Source organism: Pelomonas margarita (assembly GCF_043555875.1).
Taxonomy (GTDB): domain Bacteria; phylum Pseudomonadota; class Gammaproteobacteria; order Burkholderiales; family Burkholderiaceae_C; genus Pelomonas; species Pelomonas margarita.
In genome coordinates this window covers 597232-614959 of sequence record NZ_JBIGHW010000001.1, presented here as the reverse complement: position 1 = coordinate 614959, position 17728 = coordinate 597232, and the positions used below count along the sequence as shown (strand labels likewise).

Annotated in this window: 17 protein-coding genes; 1 reads left to right on the top strand and 16 read right to left on the bottom strand. The window is 69.8% G+C overall.

Annotation, left to right across the window (positions count from 1 at the left end; translation table 11 throughout):
- The first annotated feature begins 16 nt into the window (after positions 1-16).
- Positions 17-535 (top strand): FKBP-type peptidyl-prolyl cis-trans isomerase, encoded by a 519-nt coding sequence (locus tag ACG0Z3_RS02690; RefSeq protein ID WP_394395037.1) that lies wholly within the window; start codon positions 17-19, stop codon positions 533-535.
- 54 nt (positions 536-589) lie between these two features.
- Here the strand turns inward: ACG0Z3_RS02690 and dut are convergent, their stop codons facing one another.
- The 16 genes from dut to ACG0Z3_RS02610 form a co-directional block, all read right to left on the bottom strand.
- Positions 590-1039, bottom strand: a complete 450-nt coding sequence (gene dut / locus ACG0Z3_RS02685) for a dUTP diphosphatase (RefSeq protein WP_394395034.1) — start codon at positions 1037-1039, stop codon at positions 590-592.
- The gene (gene coaBC, locus ACG0Z3_RS02680; RefSeq protein WP_394395032.1) at positions 1039-2241 is read right to left on the bottom strand and encodes a bifunctional phosphopantothenoylcysteine decarboxylase/phosphopantothenate--cysteine ligase CoaBC; all 1203 of its coding nucleotides are present in this window, start codon (positions 2239-2241) and stop codon (positions 1039-1041) included. Before coaBC ends, dut begins: the two co-directional genes overlap by 1 nt.
- Positions 2241-2942, bottom strand: a complete 702-nt coding sequence (trmB, locus tag ACG0Z3_RS02675; protein ID WP_394395030.1) for a tRNA (guanosine(46)-N7)-methyltransferase TrmB — start codon at positions 2940-2942, stop codon at positions 2241-2243. Before trmB ends, coaBC begins: the two co-directional genes overlap by 1 nt.
- Entirely contained in the window at positions 2942-4252 is a 1311-nt protein-coding gene (gene deoA, locus ACG0Z3_RS02670; protein ID WP_394395028.1) for a thymidine phosphorylase, read from the bottom strand. The genes trmB and deoA overlap by 1 nt, the downstream gene beginning before the upstream one ends.
- A gap of 9 nt (positions 4253-4261) precedes the next feature.
- Positions 4262-5026, bottom strand: a complete 765-nt coding sequence (deoC, locus tag ACG0Z3_RS02665; RefSeq protein ID WP_394395026.1) for a deoxyribose-phosphate aldolase — start codon at positions 5024-5026, stop codon at positions 4262-4264.
- Positions 5023-5859 carry a purine-nucleoside phosphorylase gene (locus tag ACG0Z3_RS02660; protein WP_394395025.1) on the bottom strand — a complete coding sequence of 279 codons (837 nt, stop codon included), beginning with the start codon at positions 5857-5859 and terminating at the stop codon, positions 5023-5025. Before ACG0Z3_RS02660 ends, deoC begins: the two co-directional genes overlap by 4 nt.
- Positions 5860-5867: 8 nt before the next feature.
- Positions 5868-6284 (bottom strand): cytidine deaminase, encoded by a 417-nt coding sequence (gene cdd / locus ACG0Z3_RS02655; protein ID WP_394395022.1) that lies wholly within the window; start codon positions 6282-6284, stop codon positions 5868-5870.
- Positions 6284-7249: an ABC transporter permease gene (locus ACG0Z3_RS02650; RefSeq protein WP_394395021.1), complete on the bottom strand. Its 966-nt coding sequence runs from the start codon at positions 7247-7249 to the stop codon at positions 6284-6286. The genes cdd and ACG0Z3_RS02650 overlap by 1 nt, the downstream gene beginning before the upstream one ends.
- On the bottom strand, positions 7249-8352 hold the full coding sequence (locus ACG0Z3_RS02645) for an ABC transporter permease (RefSeq protein WP_394395018.1): 1104 nt from the start codon (positions 8350-8352) through the stop codon (positions 7249-7251). The genes ACG0Z3_RS02650 and ACG0Z3_RS02645 overlap by 1 nt, the downstream gene beginning before the upstream one ends.
- The gene (locus ACG0Z3_RS02640; protein ID WP_394395016.1) at positions 8349-9884 is read right to left on the bottom strand and encodes an ABC transporter ATP-binding protein; all 1536 of its coding nucleotides are present in this window, start codon (positions 9882-9884) and stop codon (positions 8349-8351) included. Before ACG0Z3_RS02640 ends, ACG0Z3_RS02645 begins: the two co-directional genes overlap by 4 nt.
- A gap of 8 nt (positions 9885-9892) precedes the next feature.
- On the bottom strand, positions 9893-10879 hold the full coding sequence (locus tag ACG0Z3_RS02635) for a BMP family lipoprotein (RefSeq protein ID WP_394395015.1): 987 nt from the start codon (positions 10877-10879) through the stop codon (positions 9893-9895).
- 123 nt (positions 10880-11002) lie between these two features.
- On the bottom strand, positions 11003-12352 hold the full coding sequence (locus ACG0Z3_RS02630; RefSeq protein ID WP_394395014.1) for an MATE family efflux transporter: 1350 nt from the start codon (positions 12350-12352) through the stop codon (positions 11003-11005).
- 146 nt (positions 12353-12498) lie between these two features.
- The gene (locus ACG0Z3_RS02625; protein ID WP_394395013.1) at positions 12499-12840 is read right to left on the bottom strand and encodes a hypothetical protein; all 342 of its coding nucleotides are present in this window, start codon (positions 12838-12840) and stop codon (positions 12499-12501) included.
- A gap of 63 nt (positions 12841-12903) precedes the next feature.
- On the bottom strand, positions 12904-14574 hold the full coding sequence (locus ACG0Z3_RS02620; protein WP_394395012.1) for an ATP-binding protein: 1671 nt from the start codon (positions 14572-14574) through the stop codon (positions 12904-12906).
- A gap of 1 nt (position 14575) precedes the next feature.
- Positions 14576-15550, bottom strand: coding sequence for a type 1 periplasmic-binding domain-containing protein (locus ACG0Z3_RS02615; protein ID WP_394395011.1), 975 nt, complete (start codon positions 15548-15550; stop codon positions 14576-14578).
- Between the two features lie 90 nt (positions 15551-15640).
- Entirely contained in the window at positions 15641-17725 is a 2085-nt protein-coding gene (locus tag ACG0Z3_RS02610) for a TonB-dependent receptor plug domain-containing protein (protein WP_394395009.1), read from the bottom strand.
- Between the last annotated feature and the right edge of the window lie 3 nt (positions 17726-17728).

The window sequence follows — 17728 nt, the reverse complement described above, 5'->3', positions numbered from 1 at the left end:
TGGGAAAATTGACCTTATGCAAGTGACCCGCCCCTGTGTTGTCTCCCTGCGTTGGAGACTCGAAGATGCCCAGGGCCAGCTCATCGACGAGCTGGCCGAACCGATGGAGTTCCTGGTGGGAGGTGACGACCTCTTCGCCAAGGTGGAGACGGCCCTCGAAGGCCAGCAGGCCGGCTTTGAGACCGACCTCGCGCTGCAGCCCGAGGAAGCCTTCGGCGACTATGACTCCGAGCTCGTGTGCTTTGAGGCGCGTGGCCTGTTCCCCGAGGATGTGCAGCCCGGCATGCAGTTCGAAGGCCTGCCCGACGGCGCCGCGACGGAAGGCATGCCCGAGGCCATCTACACGGTGACCGAGGTCTACCCCGAGCATGTCGTGCTGGACGGCAACCACCCGCTAGCAGGCATCGGCCTGCGCATGCACCTGGCGCTGCTGGACGTGCGCGAGGCCACAGAACAGGAAGTGACGGCCGGCTCCGTCGGCGAACCCATCTTCATGGTGCAGACCAGTGCGCCGCCGGAAGAACCGCTGCACTGAGGCTCGACACCAGCCAGAAGCAGCAAGGGCGCCTGAAGGCGCCCTTTTTTGTCGTCAGGCCTTGCCGGTAGAACCGAAGCCGCCGGCGCCCCGGGCCGTGGCGTCGAAGCTGTCGACACGCCGAAAGGCCGCCTGCACCACCGGCACAATGACCAACTGAGCGATGCGCTCGAAAGGCTGGATGGTGAATTCGGTCTGTCCGCGGTTCCAGCAGCTCACCATCAGTTGGCCCTGGTAGTCGCTGTCGATCAGGCCGACGAGGTTGCCCAGCACGATGCCGTGTTTGTGGCCCAAACCCGAGCGCGGCAGGATGATGGCGGCCAAGCCCGGATCGGCGATGTGGATGGCCAGGCCCGTGGGGATCAACGTCGTCTGGCCCGGGGCCAGCGTGATGGCGGCATCCAGGCAGGCGCGCAGGTCCAGGCCGGCGCTGCCAGGCGTAGCGTAAGCGGGAATCTGCTCGGCCATGCGGGCGTCGAGCACTTGCAGGTCAATCGCGTGCATCAGAGTCTTTGGGAGAGTTCGGTGATCAGCTCGCGGGCGAGGCTGAGCTTGTCGTTGCGCGGCAGCTCGCGCTGGCCCTGCTCGTCGATGAGCAGCAGCGCGTTGTCATCGCGGCCGAAGGTGGCGGGGCCGAGATTGGCCACGATGAGCGGGATGCCCTTGCGGCGGCGCTTGGCGTCGGCATGCTCGGCCAGCTTCTCGCTCTCGGCGGCAAAGCCGACGCAGTAAGGCGCCTGGGGCAGTCTGGCGACGGCGGCCAGGATGTCCGGGTTCTCGGTCATCGCGATGGTGGGCGCCGTCGCGCCACCCTCGGTCTTCTTCATCTTGTGCTCGTGCGTCAGCGCCGGGCGCCAGTCGGCCACCGCCGCGCTCGCGATGAAGGCGTGCTGCTGTGCAGCCAGAGGCAGCACGGCGTCAAACATCTGCTGCGCCGACTGCACGTTGATGCGCTGCACGCCGCGCGGCGTCGGCAGGTGCACAGGACCGCTCACCAGCGTGACCTCGGCACCGGCCTCAGCTGCAGCGCGCGCGATGGCAAAGCCCATCTTGCCGCTGCTGTGGTTGGTGATACCGCGAACCGGATCGATGGGCTCAAAGGTCGGGCCGGCAGTGATGAGCAGCTTTTTGCCGCGCAGGTATTTCGGCGCGAGGAAGGCCTCGACATCATCGAAGATCTCCTGAGCCTCCAGCATGCGGCCGTCACCGATCTCGCCGCAGGCCTGGTCGCCATTGGCCGGGCCGATGACGGTGGCGCCGTCATCGGTGATCTGCGCCACGTTGCGCTGCGTGGCCGGGTGGGCCCACATTTCGCGGTTCATGGCCGGCACGACGAGCAGCGGACATTCATGGATGCGGCGGGCCAGCGCCGTCAGGCTGATGAGGTCGTCCGCCCTGCCCTGTGCCAACGCGGCGATGGCATCGGCGCTGGCGGGCGCCACCAGCATCATGTCGGCCTCGCGGCTGAGCTGGATGTGGGCCATGTTGTTGTCGGGCCGCGCGTCCCACTGCGAGGTGTAAACGGGGCGGCCGGACAGTGCCTGCATCGTCACCGCCGTGATGAAGGCTTCAGCGCCCTCGGTCATCATGACCTGCACGGTCGCGCCGCCCTTCACGAACAGGCGCGTCAGCTCGGCGACCTTGTAGCCGGCGATGCCACCGGTCATTGCGAGCAGGATGTGTTTGCCGTGCAGGGGACTCGTCATCACTTCTTCCTGAACACCAGGTCCCACACGCCATGCCCGAGCTTGATGCCGCGGTTCTCGAACTTGGTCAGCGGCCGGTAGGCGGGCTTGTCGGCATAGCCTGGCGCCGTGTTGGCCAAGGCGAGCTCGGCGGACAGCACCTCCAGCATCTGCTCGGCGTAGGGCTGCCAGTCAGTGGCGCAATGCAGGTAGCCGCCAGGCTTGATGTGCTTCACCAGATTGGCCACGAACGGCGCCTGGATCAGGCGGCGCTTGTTGTGGCGCTTCTTGTGCCAGGGATCGGGGAAGAAGATGTGCACGCCGTCCAGCGCGGCTTCGCCAATCATGTCGCGCAGCACCTCCACCGCGTCGTGCTGGACGATGCGGATGTTGCCGATGTCGCGCTCGCCAATCAGCTTGAGCAAAGCACCGACGCCGGGCTCGTGGACCTCGCAGCCGATGAAGTCATGTTCGGGCAGCGTCTGCGCGATGTCGGCAGTGGCGGCGCCCATGCCGAAGCCGATCTCCAGCACCAGCGGCGCGCTGCGGCCGAAGGTGGCGGCGGTGTCAAGCCGCTCGACCTTGTAGGGCAGCACGAACTTCGGGCCGAGTTCGGCCAGCGCCTTGATCTGACCCGTGCCCATGCGGCCGGGCCGCGTGACGAAGCTCTTGATCGGGCGGTGCTGCGGATCCTGCGGTGGGTTGCTGTTCTGTTCGTCCATCAGCCGATTGTCGCCATGACCATGGGTGCGGCGGCCACATCGGCATCGCCAAGCGCCACGGCAGCCAGGTAGGACGCGATCGCGCGGTCGGCCGCGGCCTCGTCGGCTGCATGGATCAGCGCCAGCGGCTCGCCGGCCGCGACGCGCGTACCGATGGGCTGAACGGCCGAGAAGCCGACGCGCATATCGATGGCATCACCCGCCTGGCGGCGGCCGCCGCCCAGCTCGACGATGGTCACGCCCAGGTCGCGCGTGGCCATGGTGGTGATGACCCCGGCGCGCGGCGCCTTCACGGCCTTCACCACCGGCGCAGCGGCCAGGTAGGCCGACGGGCGTTCCATCAGGTCGGCCGGACCGCCCAGGGCCACGACCATCTGAGCGAACTTCTCGGCAGCGGCGCCGGAGTCCAGCGCGGCCTGCAGCTTCACGCGCGCGGCCGCCGTGTCCGGGGCCAGCTTGCCCAGCACCAGCATCTCGGCACACAGCGCCAGCGTCACCTCGTGCAGACGCGGCTCGCGGTACTCGCCGGTCAAGTAGCGGATGGTCTCCAGCACCTCCAGCGCGTTGCCGACATCGGTACCCAGGATCTGGTTCATGTCGGTGATCAGCGCGCGCGTCTTCAGGCCCGCACCGCCGGCCACCGCCACGATGCTCTCGGCCAGCTCCTGCGCGAAGGCGGGTGTGGACGCGAACGCGCCGTTGCCGCACTTGATGTCCATCGCCAGGCATTCCAGGCCGGCGGCCAGCTTCTTGGACAGGATGGACGCCGTGATCAGCGGCACGCTCTCGACAGTGGCTGTCACGTCACGCGTGGCGTAGAAGCGCTTGTCGGCAGGCGCCAGGTCAGCCGTCTGGCCGATGATGGCGCAGCCCAGCGAGCGCACGAGCTGGTCGAAGCGCGCCGGATCGGGCGTGGTCGTGTAGCCAGGGATGGCTTCTAGCTTGTCCACCGTGCCGCCGGTGTGGCCCAGACCACGCCCGGCAATCATGGGCACATAGCCGCCGCAGGCCGCCACCATGGGCGCCAGCATCAGGCTCACCTTGTCGCCCACGCCGCCACTGCTGTGCTTGTCCAGCACCGGGCCGGGCATGTCGGGCCACAGCATGACGCGGCCAGAATTCATCATCGCGCGCGTCAGCAGCACGGCTTCGTCTCGGCCCATGCCCTTGAGGAACACAGCCATGCCGAGCGCGGCGACCTGGCCTTCGCTCCAGGAGTTGTCGACGAGGCCGCGGACGAAATGGTTGATTTGCGCTTCGTTCAGCGCCTGGCCGTCGCGCTTGGTGCGGATGATTTCTTGGGCAAGCATGGGAGGAGTTCAGTAAGCCGCCTGGGTGGCGGTGGAGGCCGCGCCAACAAGCACGGCCTCGATGTCGGTCAGCAGGCCGCTGGCGCCGAAACGCAGGCGCTGCGGGTTCAGCGCAGCAGCGCCGAGCGCGGCTTCGGTCTGGGCGATGTAGCCGGCGGCGTCGGCCACCGAGCGCACGCCGCCCGAGGCCTTGAAGCCGGCCGACGGCAGGCCGCTGGCCTGGATTTCCTTCAGCATCACAGCGGCCGCGGCCGGCGTGGCGCCGGTAGCGGTCTTGCCGGTGCTGGTCTTGACGAAATCAGCCCCGGCCGCCAGCGCCAGGCGCGTGGCCTGAGCGATGCGCTCGGGCGTGGCCAGCTCGCCGGATTCGATGATGACCTTCAGCGTCAGCGGCCGGCTGGCGAAGCGCACCTCGGACAGGAACTCGGCAACCTCGGTGGACTGCCCGGCCTGCAGGGCGCGCCAAGGCAGCACGACGTCGACCTCGTCACCGCCGGCCTGCGCGATGGCGGCCACGTCGGCAAGGGCGCGCGGCACATCCAGCGCGCCATCGGGGAAGTTGGCCACAGCAGCCACCTTGACGGCAGCCGGCAGCGCCGCACGCGCCTGCGCCACGAAGCGCGGCCACACGCAGACGGCGGCCACGGGGCCGTGCGCTGTCTGCGCGCGGCGGCACAGAGCGTCGATGTCCGCGACGGTGTCGCCGTCGTTCAGGCTGGTGAGGTCCAGGCAGGCCAGCGCCGTGCGGGCCGCCGCCTTCAGGTCCTGGCTCACAGCGCCACGTCCTTCAGGCTGGCCACCAGCGCGGCCAGGAAGGCCGACGCACGCTCGCCGGACATCTGCGCCTGCTTCAGGGTCAGGTCGTGCGTCAGCGCCTCGGCGGACAGGCCGGCGGCCATGTTGGTCATCAGCGCGATGCCCATCACCTTCAGGCCGGCATGGCGGGCCAGGATGGTCTCGGGCACGGTGCTCATTCCCACGGCATCGGCGCCCCAGGCGGCAAACATGCGGATCTCGGCCGGCGTCTCAAACTGCGGGCCTAGCGCCCAGCAATAGGTACCCTCGCCCAGCATCAGGTTCTCGCGCTTGGCCAGTTCGAGCGCGTGCTTGCGCAGAGCGCCGTCATAGGCGTTGACCATGTCGACGAAGCGGTGACTGCCCTGCTCGCCGACGAGCGGGCTGCGCTGCGGCGCGTTGATGTGGTCGGCGATCAACATCAGGCTGCCGGGCGGCATGTGGCCGCGCAGCGAGCCGGAGGCATTGGTCTGCACCAGCAGCTTCACGCCCCAGCGCTTCAGCGTGCGCAGCGCGCCGGCCATGCCGGTGCACTCGCCGCTCTCGTAGGTGTGGGCGCGGCCGCGCAGGAAGATGACGCGCTGCTCGCCAATCTGGCCGACAACGATCTCGTTGACATGGCCTTCCACCTTGGGCTGCGGGAAGGCGGGCAGCTCGGTGTAGGGCAGATTCTTGCCGTCCTGCACATGGCTGACGGCGCCGGCCCAGCCGGAACCCAGCACCACGGCAACTTCCGGCGCGCTGCCGAACAGGGATTGCAGCTTGTCGACGCTCGCGCTGATGGCGACGTCGAGGGTCTTGTTGTCGATCATGGGGAACCTCAGAAATTCAGATGGGATGGCCCGAAGCTGTGGGGCAGCAGTTCGGCCAGGGTCCAGCGTTGGCGGATGCCGCCAGGATCGCCGGCGATGATGATCAGCTCGTCGGGCTCGCAGAACTCCCGGAGCTTCTGGCGGCAGCCGCCGCAGGGCGTGATGATGTCCGGGCCGGGCCCCGTCACCAGCGCCGCCACGGCGCGCTTGCCACCGGCCATAAGCATGGCCGTCAGCGCCGAGGGTTCGGCGCACCAGCCCTGCGGGTAGGACGCGTTCTCCACATTGGCACCGATGTGGATGCGGCCCTGCTCGTCGAGCAGCGCGACGCCGACCTGGTACCTGGAATACGGGGCATGCGCGAAGCTGCGCGCACGCAGCGACTCGGCTAGCAGGCGGTCCAGCAGATCCTGGGACAGGTCCATCAGCGTTCCTTCACGTAGGGCCGGCCCAGCGCCTTGGGCGCAATCGCGGAGCCGATGAAGCCGGCCAGCAGCACGACGGTCAGGAGGTAGGGCAGCGCCTGAATCAGCTGCACCGGCACCTCGCCGATGCCTGGCAGCTGCACACCCTGCAGGCGAATCGCCACCGCGTCCAGGAAGCCGAACAGCAGGCAGGCGCCCATCGTCGGCAGCGGCTTCCACTTGCCGAAGATCATCGCGGCCAGCGCGATGAAGCCGCGGCCGGCGGTCATGTTGGGCGAGAAGGACGCGTTCTGGGCCAGCGTCAGGTAGGCACCGGCCAGGCCGCACAGCACGCCGTTCATCAGCAGCGCCTGGTAGCGCAGACCCTGCACGGACAGGCCGGCAGCCTCCACCATGGCCGGGTTCTCGCCCACGGCGCGCAGGCGCAGGCCCGGGCGCGTGCGCTCCAGGAAGAACCACACGGCCAGCACCATCAGAAAGGCCACATAGACCAGCCCGTTGTGGCTCAGCAGGCCATGGCCCAGCACCGATGCGATCCAGTGGCCCGCCTGCGGCTCAGCAAAGGTTGGCGCGAGCGCCGTCAGGCGCACGTCGGGCGTAATGGGCGGCGTCTGGCCGCCCTGCTGGAACCAGGCGATGCCCAGCACCACGGTCAACCCGGCCGCCACCATGTTGAGCGCCACGCCAGAGACGACCTGGTCGCCCCGGTTGGACACGCAGGCAAAGCCATGCACGAGTGAAGCCGAACAGGCCACCACCATGGCCGCCAGCAGCCCGAACGCGGCCGACTGCGTCACCGACGCTGTGGCCGCGGCCGCGAACGCAGCGAACAGCATCTTGCCTTCCAGCCCGAGGTCGACCACGCCGGCCCGCTCGGACAGCACGCCCGCCATCGCGCACAGCAGCAGCGGCGCACTGACGCGCAACGTGGAGGCCAGCACCGAGGCGATCAGCACTTCATCCATCAGCGGCCTCCCTTCACGGCGACGTAGACACGCGCGAACAGCGGCGCGCTCACGGTGGCCATCGCGCCCGAGAACAGCACGATCAGGCCTTGTGCCGTGACCACCATCTCGCGGCTGAAGCCCTGCAGCTCGAAGCTCACCTCGACACCACCCTGGTACAGAACGCCGAACAGCAGGGACGCCAGCACGATGCCCACGGGGTGATTGCGGCCCATCAGCGACACGGCGATGCCAGTGAAGCCGGCGCCGGCGACGAAGTCCAGCGTCAGCTTGCCCTGCACGCCGGAGATCTCGTTGACGCCCACCATGCCGGCCAGTGCACCGGAGATGGCCATGGCCAGCATGACCTGCGCACGCGGCGCGATGCCGGCGTAGTGCGCGGCGCGCGGCGCGCTGCCCACGGCCCGCACGGCGTAGCCCGCCGCGCTTCTCCACAGGAACCAGCCGACGGCCACGCAGGCCAGCAGCGCGATCACGAGGCTGAGGTTCAGCGGCGAGGACGGCATCTCCACGCCGAAGGCCGCCGCAATCTGGTGCAGCCCCGGCATGCGCGCGGCCTCGGCGAACTCGGCAGACTCAACCGCCATGCTGCCGGCCGGCCGCAGCCAGTTGACGAGCAAGTAGCCGTTCAGCCCGGCCGCCAGGAAGTTGAACATGATGGTCGTGATGACGACATGGCTACCCCGCCAGGCCTGCAGGTATGCCGGCACGGCCGCCCACAGCATGCCAAACAGCGCTGCCGCCAGCACCAGCAGCGGCAGCATGACGACGGCCGGCAGCGACGCACCCAGCCACAGCGCCACCAGCGCCACGCCCACACCGCCCAGCGTGGCCTGGCCCTCACCGCCAATGTTGAACAGGCCGGCATGGATGGCAACCGCCACCGCCAAGCCGGTGAAGATGAAGGTGGTGGCGTAGTACAGCGAATAGCCCAGGCCGCGGGCGCTGCCCAGCGCGCCGTTCAGCAGCACGGTGAGCGCCTGCCAGGGACTGTGGCCGATGACCATGACGACGAGGCCGGCCACGGCCAGCGCGACGGCGAGGTTCCACAGCGGCAGCAGGCCGATGTCGATCCAGCGGGGCAATTGGATAGGCTGGCTCATGCAGCGGCTCGTTCTTCTTGTGCGGCCATCAGCAGGCCCAGACGCTTTTCATCGCAGTCCTCGATGGCGAGTTCGCCGGTGATGCGGCCGCCGTTCATGACGACCACACGGTCGGCCAGCGCCAGGATTTCGTCCAGCTCGCTGCTGACCAGCAGCACCGCGCAACCCGCCTCGCGCAGTACGCGCAGCTGGTTGTGGATGAACTCAATGGCGCCGATGTCCACACCGCGCGTGGGCTGGCCCACCAGCAGCACGGTCGGCTGCTCGCCGATCTCGCGCGCCAGGATGAGCTTCTGCTGGTTGCCCCCGGAGAACTTGGAGGAGCCCAGGTGCTCGTCGCGCGGGCGCACGTCGAAGCGCTCCTGCATCTCGCGGGTGGCGGCTTGCATAGCGGCATGGTTCATGGCCAGGCCACGGCGGTACTTGGGCAGGCCTTGATAGCCCAGCACCGCGGACTCCCAGGCCGGGAAGCTCATCACCAGGCCGACGGCGTGGCGGTCCTCCGGCACATGCGCAAGCCGCAGCGCGCGGGCCTGCGCGGTGTCCAGCCAAGCCTCGGGCGTGAAGCGGCGGCCACCAAGTTCCAGCTGGCCGCCCTCGGGCGAGCGCAGGCCGCTCAGCACCTCCAGCAATTCGCTCTGGCCATTGCCCGACACACCGGCCACGCCAACGATCTCGCCGGCCTTCAGCGCGAGGCTCACCTCGCGCAGCGCCGGCACGCCATTGGCATGCTTCAGACTCAGGCCGCTGGCCTGCAGGCGCACCTCGCCAGCCCGCTGCTGCAGGCCCTCGGGGCGACCCAGCGTGACCTTGCGGCCCACCATGCTCTCGGCCAGCGCCTCTTCGCTCCAGTCGGCGATGGGACGCGTCTCGACCACCTGCCCGGCACGCATCACCGTCACGGCGCTGCACAAGCTCATCACTTCGCGCAGCTTGTGCGTGATGAGGATCAGCGTCGTGCCGCGCTGCTGCAGCTTGCGCAGCGTGACGAAGAGCTGGTCGGTTTCCTGCGGCGTCAGCACGGCAGTGGGCTCGTCCAGGATCAGCACCTTGGCGCCGCGGTACAGCGCCTTCAGGATCTCCAGCCGCTGCAGCTCGCCCACGGGCAGGTCGGCCACCAGCGCATCCAGCTGCACATGCAGGCCGGTCTCGGCCATCAGCGCCTCCAGCCGGGTGCGCACCCGCGCCTTGGACGCTGAGAGAAAGAAGCCCCCCTCGGCGCCCAGCATGATGTTCTCCAGGCAGCTCAGCGTGTCCACCAGCATGAAATGCTGGTGGACCATGCCGATGCCCAGCGCCATGGCCTGCTGCGAGTTGGCGATCTGTACGGCGCGGCCGGCGATCTCGATGCTGCCAGCGTCGGCCTGGTAGTAGCCATAAAGAATGGCCATCAACGTGCTCTTGCCGGCGCCGTTCTCGCCGACGAGGCCATGCACGCTGCCCGCGGCGATGTCGAACGTCACCTCGCGGTTGGCCTGCACGGCGCCGAAGCGCTTGGAGATGCCCTGAAGGCGGACTGCGGGCGTGCCCACGCTGCCGCTCAGTACTTGCAGGCGTTGTCCGCCATGTAGTCGGCCACCTTCACCTTGCCGGCGATGATGTCGGCCTTCACGGCATCGACCTTGCCTTTCAAGGCGGGCGTGAGCAGCTTGGCGTTGTGCTCGTCGGCGGCGTAATCCACGCCGCCTTCCTTCAGGCCCAGCACCTGCACGCCGGGCTTCCAGCCCTTGAGTACGTTGTAGACGGCCACGTCCACGCGCTTGACCATGGAGGTCAGCATCGTGCCGGGCTGCAGGTGGTTCTGGTTGCTGTCCACGCCGATGGCGAGCTTGCCGGCGTCCTTGGCCGCCTGGTAGACGCCCACACCCGTGCCGCCGGCGGCGGCGAAGACGATGTCCGAACCCTTGGCGAACTGCGCCTTGGCCAGCTCGCTGCCGCGCGTGGGGTCGTTCCACGCCGTCGACGTGGTGCCGGTCATGTTGGAAAAGACCTCGATCTTGGGATTGGTCTTCTTGGCGCCCTGCTCGTAGCCGCACTGGAACTTGCGGATCAGCGGGATGTCCATGCCGCCGACGAAACCGACCTTGCCGGTCTTGCTGACCAGGGCCGCCATTGCCCCCACGACGTAGCTGCCCTCATGCTCCTTAAACAGCAGCGACTGCACGTTGGGCAGATCCACCTGCGCGTCGATGATGGCGAACTGGGTCTTGGGGAAGTCCTTGGCCACCTGCTTCAACGCCGACGCCTGGGCGAAACCGATGCTGATGATGGGGCTGGCGCCACGCTCGGCCATGCGGCGCAATGCCTGCACGCGCTGGGTGTCGTTGCTGATCTCGAACTCGAGATAGTTCTTGCCCGCTTCCTTCTTCCAGCGCTCGGCGCCCTGGTAGCCGGCCTGGTTGAAGGATTTGTCGAACTTGCCGCCCATGTCGAAGATCACCGCGGGCTGCTGGGCCTGGGCCATGGCCGACGCGGCCAGCAGCGTCAGGGCGGCCAGGGGCCGTGCATGGGGCAGGAAAGAGGTCATGGGCAGGGCTTGGGCAAGGCGAAAAGCGCGCATTGTAGAAAACATCCCTCAATTTCTACTAACCAGGAAAACACCGCCCCCGCTCCGCCATCGGGCGGCGTAGCCGGGCATCGGCCGTGCGGACTATGCCGCCTTGGCGCGACGCAGCTTGCGGTGAGCAGCGCGGGCGTGAGGCAGCCACCCCAGTGTCGCCCAACGGCGCCACATCAGCAGGCCTCGAATCCACTCGTCAGCGGCATAAGCAATCCACACGCCAACCAGGCCCCAGCCCAGGTGCACGCCCAGGAACCAGCTGCCCCCGGCCAACACCAGCGCCATCGACGCCGCCCCCGCCAAGACCGGGTAGCGCGCATCGCCGGCCGCCCGCAGCGCGTTGATGACCACCATGTTGAACACGCGGCCCGGCTCCACCAGCACCGTCCACCACAGCAGCGTGCAGCCCAGCGCGATGATCTGCGGGTCGGTCGTGAACTGGCGCAGCAGCCACGGGCCAGCCAGCGCAAAGCCGCCCGACACGACCAGCGCCACCATCACCCCCAGCCCAAGTGACTTGCGCACCAGCTTGTGCGCGGCGTGCAGCTCGCCCGCACCGATCATGTGCCCCACCAGGATCTCCACCGCGAACGCGATGGCCAGGCCGAACATCAGGATCACGTGCAGGAACTGCATCGTGTACGCATGCGTGGCCAGCGCCAGCGCGCCGAGCTGGGCGACGGCGGCCAGGCTGGTCATGAAGGCCAGCCGCCAGGAGATGTTCTCGGCCGCCCCGGGGATGCCGATGTGCAGCACGGTGGCCAGCGGCGCGCGCACCAGCCGCCACCAGTCGTGCGGCTGCAGGCGCAGCGCCAGGCGCTGCCGCCACAGCACGATGTGCAGTGCCAGCCCGGCGCCGCGCCCGCACAGACAGGCCAGCGCATAGCCCGGCAGGCCAAGGTGAGGCATGGCCAGCAAGGCCACCACCAGCGTCACCAGCTGGATGAGCACCACCACCACCAGCGCCTCGCGACTGCGCAGGTGCGCACGCATCACGCTGGCCATCGTGGCATTCAGCGCATCCAGCAGCAGCGCCGGGGCCAGCGCCTGCAGCAGCGTGGCGGCCAGCGGCGCCACTTCCGACGGCGCGTTTACCAGCCCCAGCAGCGGCCCGGCCGCTAATAGCGCCACCAGCGCGCCGCCCACGCCCAGCCAGGTGCTGGCGCCCACCGTGGCGCGGGCCACCTCGTCGGCATGCTCGCGCCGGCCGGCGCCCAGCGCCTGCGTGACGGCCACGCTGACGCCCGCGCCGATGACGCGGAACAGCACGAACAGCGCCGCGAACACCTGATTGGCCAGCCCGAAGGCCGCGCCGGCGTCATCGCCCAGACGCGCCGCCAGCATGGTGCCGATGATGCCGATGCCGATGCCCAGCAACAGCTCCAGCAGCAGCGGCCAGGTCAGCGGATAGAGACGGGGGCGAGCGGATGAGGCGGTCACGGCTGCCTCCCAAGGCCGGGGTTCACAAAGGTCACGACGAGCTCGCCAGAAAGAGCCGGCATGCTACGGGAGTAACCGCTCGGAAACCCGCAGTGCGGGCCGCACACGCGTGCGTTCGCCGCGCGCAGGCCCGCGGCGACAGCGGATCAACCCGCGTCGGGCATGAAGATGAGGTGCGGCCGCCCCGCCACCTGGGTGACGACGCGACGCGACGGGTGGGCCGGCGCCGGGACGCCAGCCCGCGTGGCGCGGGCCACGGCCGCCCGGGCGGCTTCCAGCAGGGCCGCAGCCAGCGGCCGTTCGCCGCGGCAGCGGGAGCGCGGAATGACCAGAGCCAGCTCGACGCCACCCTCCCCGCCGGCCCCGGGCGCACCGGTCACGAGCCGGGCATGGACGACCAGCGTCGACGGCGTGCTCAGCCGCACATCGAGGTCAGCGTCCACGACATCGTCATGCGCCACGGGCAGCGGCCGCATCGTCGTCGCCATCGGAGTCTCGGTCGGGTTCATGGCTCACCATGATGCCCGGCCTGTGTGACAACTCTTACTGCGTCAGGGGCTGGGCGTGGCGAGCACCGGCACGGTGATGTCGAACCAGAAGCAGCTGCCCTGCCCCAGCTGGCTTTGCAGGTGGATCTCGCCGCCCATCATGCGCACCAGTTGGCGGCTGATGGCTAGCCCCAGGCCGGTGCCGCCCACGCGCTGCTCGGCATTGCCGGCCTGCTCGAAGGGCTCGAACAAGCGCACGATCTGGTCCGCCGCAATACCCACGCCGCTGTCCTGCACCTCGAAACGCAGCACCACATGCCCGGCCGGCGCATCGCCGCTGGGCTGCAGCGCCGTGCGCAGCGTCACACCCCCCTCATGCGTGAACTTCACCGCGTTGCCCACCAGGTTCAGCAGCACCTGGCTCAGCCGCTTGTCATCGGCCAGCACGGTCACGGGCAATGCCTCGTCCAGCTGCAGGTCCAGCGTGATCTGCTTGCTCGACGCCATCACGCGCAGGATGTCGCCCACCGCGTTGACGCGAGCGGCCAGATCCATGGGCGCGAGCCGCAGCTCCGCCTTGCCGGCCTCGATGCGGGACAGGTCCAGGATGTCCACGATCAACGTCAGCAGGTGCTGGCCGCTGCTGTGGATGATGTCCAGCCCGCTGCGCTGCTTGGGCGTGACGCCATCGTCCATCTTCAGCAGCTGGGCATAGCCCATGACGGCGTTCAGCGGCGTGCGCAGCTCGTGGCTCATGCGGGCCAGGAACTGGCTCTTGGCGCTGTTGGCCACCTCGGCCCGCTCCTTGGCGGCGCTGAGCTCCAGCGTGCGTTCGCGCACCAGCTCCTCCAGATGGTCGCGATGGGCCGCCACCTCGGCCTCGCGCTCCTTGAGCGCCGCGATCATGCGGTTGAAGGTGTGGGCCATCGCCGCGATGTCGCGCGGGCCGCCGGCCGGCGCGCGGGCATCGCCATCGCCACGTTCCACGCGCTCCATGGCCTGCGACAGCGCCACCAGCGGCCTCGTCAGCCGCAGCGCCAGGAAGCGCACCGCGAACAGGAACACCCCCGCGAACGCCAGCGCCACGCCGAGGTTGGACAGGAACAGCGAGGCCTGCACGCGGTGCAGCGTGGCCTTGCTCTGGATGACGCGCACATGGCCCAGCAGCTGCGCCGGCCGCAGCGTGACGTCGAACGGCGACGGCTCCGGCCGTGTCCACACCGGCGCGGCGAAGGCCCAGCTGTCCTCGCCCTCATGGTCCAGCCAGGCCTCGCTGGCGGCGGCTGAGGGAGGCGCCGGCGCGGGCAAGCTGTCGCGCCCCGGCCCCAGCGCCAGCAGCAGCCGGCCGCTGCCGTCACGGATCTCGATGGCGGTCACGTCGGGGAAGGACAGCGAGGCCTGCACGGCCTCGTCGGCGTTGTCGGCCGCTGCGTACAGCAACGCCAGCGAGCTGCTGGAGGCCAGGTTGGAAGCCACGCGCCCCCCCTGATCCAGCATCATCGCGCGCACCTCGCGCCCCCCCTGCCAGGCATTCGCGCCGGCCAGCAACAGCGCCATGCCCAGCGTGCCCAGCGCCACGACCAGGCTCAAGTGGCGGCGGAACGAGGTCTCGCGCAGCCAGCGCACGTAGACGCGCAACAGCCACGGCCGCGGCAGCGGGCCGGCGGCGGGTGGCAGCAGGTCGGCATCCGGCAGGATGCTGGAGGGCTGGCCGTCGAGGGGGTGCGTTGACATCTCAGTGGGTGGGATAGACCAGCTCGAAGCCGGGTGGCGCGGACGGCACGTCCAGCCCCAGGTGCGCGGCGGTACGCACGTTGATGGCGGCGAAGGTCTGGCGCAGCGGCAGCACGCCCTGGGCCGCCGCGCGGGGGGCCGCCGCCAGCCGCTGGGCCGATGCGGCGAGCGCGCGGCCCAGCTCGCGGTTGTCGGGGTACAGCGCGAACAGCGCGCCGCGCCGCACATGGGCGACATGGCTGGAGAACACCGCGATGTGGCGGTTCCAGCCCTCGCGCAGCACCAGCGGCAGCACGGCGTTGTCGTCGACGGTGGTCGGGTCCTGTGGCAGCCAGACGGCGTCGCGGGCCGGGTCGGCACCGGCCAGCAGCGCTGCGTACAGCCGCAGCGCGCCGGCCTGCTCGGTGGCCTCTTGGGCCAGCAGCTCCAGCCCCTCGGCGCGTGCCGCCTCGCGCGCCAGCTTCACCAGCCAGCCGTTCAGCCGCGGGTCGAACACCAGGTGCACGCGCCGCACGCCGGGCCTGAGCCGGCGCAGCCGCGCCATCAGCAGCGCCGGGTCGGGCGCCAGCGTGTGGACCGGGAAGCTGCGCGCCTCCTCCTCCTGCACCGAGACCACGCAGCCCGCCATCACGCTCATCTCGCCGGCCAGCGCGGCCGCGATGCGCAGCCCGCCCCGCCCCAGGCCCACCACCACCTGGACGTCACGGCGGCGAATGTCGTCGGCCACCTGCGCCGGGTTGGTCTGGCCAGCCACTGCGATGCTCGCCACCGGCGAGCCGAGCCGGTCGGCCATACCGTCGAGGATGGCGGCGAAGACCTGCCGAAACGGATCGCCCAGCTCGGGATGCACCACCACCAGCCCACGCGTGGCATCAGCGGCGGGCGCCGCACCGGTCGCCAGCGCCACGGCGCCGCCCAGCGCATGCCGCAGCCAGGTGCGGCGGTGGGGTTCGACGGTGACGTGTGGGTCTGTCAACGGAAAGAAGGGGATGGGCGGGCGCCGTGGCAGGGCATGGCCGGCGGCATTATGGAAGTGCCAGGAAGCGGTTGCCGCACGTCACGTCCGTCAAAAACGGTACAGGCCCTGGACCTGGGCGCCGCGTGGCGACACCGGCAGGTCGTGGACGATGCCGCTGCCGGCCAGGCTGGGCTCGCGCGCATCGGCGCCGGCCAGGTTGCGCAGCATCGCGGCCAGCTCCCAGCCCGAGCCTGCGAGCCGCGTGCGGACGGCCAGGTCCAGCGTCGTGTAGTCGCGCAGCGGCGCCCGCGCATCGCCGGCGGGGCGGTGGCGGCCGGCCACGTGGTGGAGCTGGGCGCTGAGGCTGCTGCCGCGCGCGAACTGCCAGTCGGCCTGCAGGTAGGCCCGCCGCGTCGGGGCGTAGCCGGCATCCACGTCGGTGGCGGCGTCCACCGAGCGCTGCAGCGCGAGGTTGCCCAGCACGCGCAGGCTGCGCGTCAGATCCCACACCAGCTCGAACTCCGCGCCGCGGCCATCCTGCCCGCCGCGGTTCTGCGTCAGGTTGGCCGGTGGCGCGGCCGGGTTGGGCGCGCCGCGGATGATGTCGCGCATCGCATGGCGGAACAGCGTCAGGTTCAGCTGCCAGCCGTCCATCGGCGCCCAGGAGAAGGCCGCCTCCGTCGTGCGGATGGTCTCGGGCCTGACCGTCGGATTGCCGCCGATGACGGGGTTGTTGATGCTGTACTGCTCGTTGAACGATGGCGCGCGGAAGGCACGGCCGTGCAGCAGCTTCACGGTCAGGTCGTAGGCCGCGCTCCAGACCAGCGCCAGCCGCGGGTTGGTGGTGGCACCGAAGTCGCCGAAGTCGTCGTGGCGCACGCCCGTCGTGAGCACCCAGTCCGGGTGCAGCTGCCACTCGTCCTGCAGGTAGGCATGGCTGACCTGGCGCCGCTGCGGCAGCATGAACTTCAGTGTCGTGGCGGAGAAGTCGGTCACGTCGGCGAACGAGCCCGTGCCGATGCGGCTGTAGTTCGCATTGAAGTTCTTGCGCTCGGTGGTCTTGTAGAGATCGAGGTCGTCACGGCCCACGCCCATGCGCAGCTGGTGGCCCGCCCAGCCCGTCCAGGTCAGGTAGGCCGATGCGCGTAGCTGGCGCTCCCATTTGTTGGGCCCGCCGATCAGCCCGTCGGCAAACACATTGCCGGTACCCAGCGTCGTGCCAGCCGGCAGCAGCACGTAGGGCGTGGTGGCCAGGTCGCTGTAGTGCAGCAGGCTGAGTTGCGCGCCGGCGCCCCAACCGTTGCCGAGATCGGGATCGGTCCAGGCGAGGTCGGCGTGGGTCCGCTCGCTGCGCCCGCGGCCGACCGGGTCCAGCGCCGAGGCCACGCCCGCGCCGCTGCCCACGTCGCTGCGCAGCTTGTAGCCCAGGAGGGCCCGCCAGCCGCCGTGGGCCAGTTCCAGGTTGCCGTCCACCGCCTCACGCCCCAGGTTCAGCGGCCCCGGCGAGCGCGTGACGCCGGGCTGGGCCGCATCGCGCTCGATGAGGCTGCGCGCGCCGTCGGTCTCGCCCACACGCAGGTAGGCCGACACGGCCATCGCCCCCAGCCGGCCGCCATGCAGCACCCAGGCATCACGCGTGCGGAAGCTGCCCGTGCGCGCGCCCACGCTGGTGCCGGGCGCGTCCTGCGCGGACTTGGTGACGATGTTGATGACGCCGGCAAAGGCGTCCGCGCCATGCAGCGCCGAGCCCGGGCCGCGGATGACCTCGATGCGCGCGATGTGCTCGACCGGATAGCCCGCCCACAGGTTGCCCTTGTTGCCGACGAACAGCGTCGTCATCGGCACGCCGTTCTGCAGCAGCAGCACCTGGGCATTGAACTGGCTATAGACGCCTCGAAAGACATACAGCGGCGCGTACTGGTTGGCCGCGCGCCCGACGTGCAGGCCCGCCACCGTCTGCAGCACCTCGTCCAGGTCGGTCGCGCCCATCGCGGCGATGGCCTCGGCGGTCACGACGCTGGCCACTGCCGGCGCCTGGCGCAGCGTCTGGCGGCTGCCGGCCGCGATGCTGACCGAGCGCTGGTCGCCATAGGCCTGGGCCAGCTCGTCCTCGTCGGTCTGCGCGGCCACGCCGGAGGCGCCCAGCACGAGCACTGCGGCGAGTCCGACGAGACCTGCTGAACGACTTGGCATGGC

Bases quoted from the DNA above. Each gene is read 5' to 3' on its own strand.
- ACG0Z3_RS02690 (WP_394395037.1), top strand. From the start codon at position 17: ATGCAAGTGACCCGCCCCTGTGTTGTCTCCCTGCGTTGGAGACTCGAA.
- dut (WP_394395034.1), bottom strand. From the start codon at position 1,039: ATGCACGCGATTGACCTGCAAGTGCTCGACGCCCGCATGGCCGAGCAG.
- deoA (WP_394395028.1), bottom strand. From the start codon at position 4,252: ATGCTTGCCCAAGAAATCATCCGCACCAAGCGCGACGGCCAGGCGCTG.
- ACG0Z3_RS02620 (WP_394395012.1), bottom strand. From the start codon at position 14,574: ATGTCAACGCACCCCCTCGACGGCCAGCCCTCCAGCATCCTGCCGGAT.
- ACG0Z3_RS02635 (WP_394395015.1), bottom strand. From the start codon at position 10,879: ATGACCTCTTTCCTGCCCCATGCACGGCCCCTGGCCGCCCTGACGCTG.
- trmB (WP_394395030.1), bottom strand. From the start codon at position 2,942: ATGGACGAACAGAACAGCAACCCACCGCAGGATCCGCAGCACCGCCCG.
- cdd (WP_394395022.1), bottom strand. From the start codon at position 6,284: ATGGACCTGTCCCAGGATCTGCTGGACCGCCTGCTAGCCGAGTCGCTG.
- ACG0Z3_RS02645 (WP_394395018.1), bottom strand. From the start codon at position 8,352: ATGAGCCAGCCTATCCAATTGCCCCGCTGGATCGACATCGGCCTGCTG.
- ACG0Z3_RS02610 (WP_394395009.1), bottom strand. From the start codon at position 17,725: ATGCCAAGTCGTTCAGCAGGTCTCGTCGGACTCGCCGCAGTGCTCGTG.
- ACG0Z3_RS02625 (WP_394395013.1), bottom strand. From the start codon at position 12,840: ATGGCGACGACGATGCGGCCGCTGCCCGTGGCGCATGACGATGTCGTG.
- coaBC (WP_394395032.1), bottom strand. From the start codon at position 2,241: ATGACGAGTCCCCTGCACGGCAAACACATCCTGCTCGCAATGACCGGT.
- ACG0Z3_RS02660 (WP_394395025.1), bottom strand. From the start codon at position 5,859: ATGATCGACAACAAGACCCTCGACGTCGCCATCAGCGCGAGCGTCGAC.
- ACG0Z3_RS02650 (WP_394395021.1), bottom strand. From the start codon at position 7,249: ATGGATGAAGTGCTGATCGCCTCGGTGCTGGCCTCCACGTTGCGCGTC.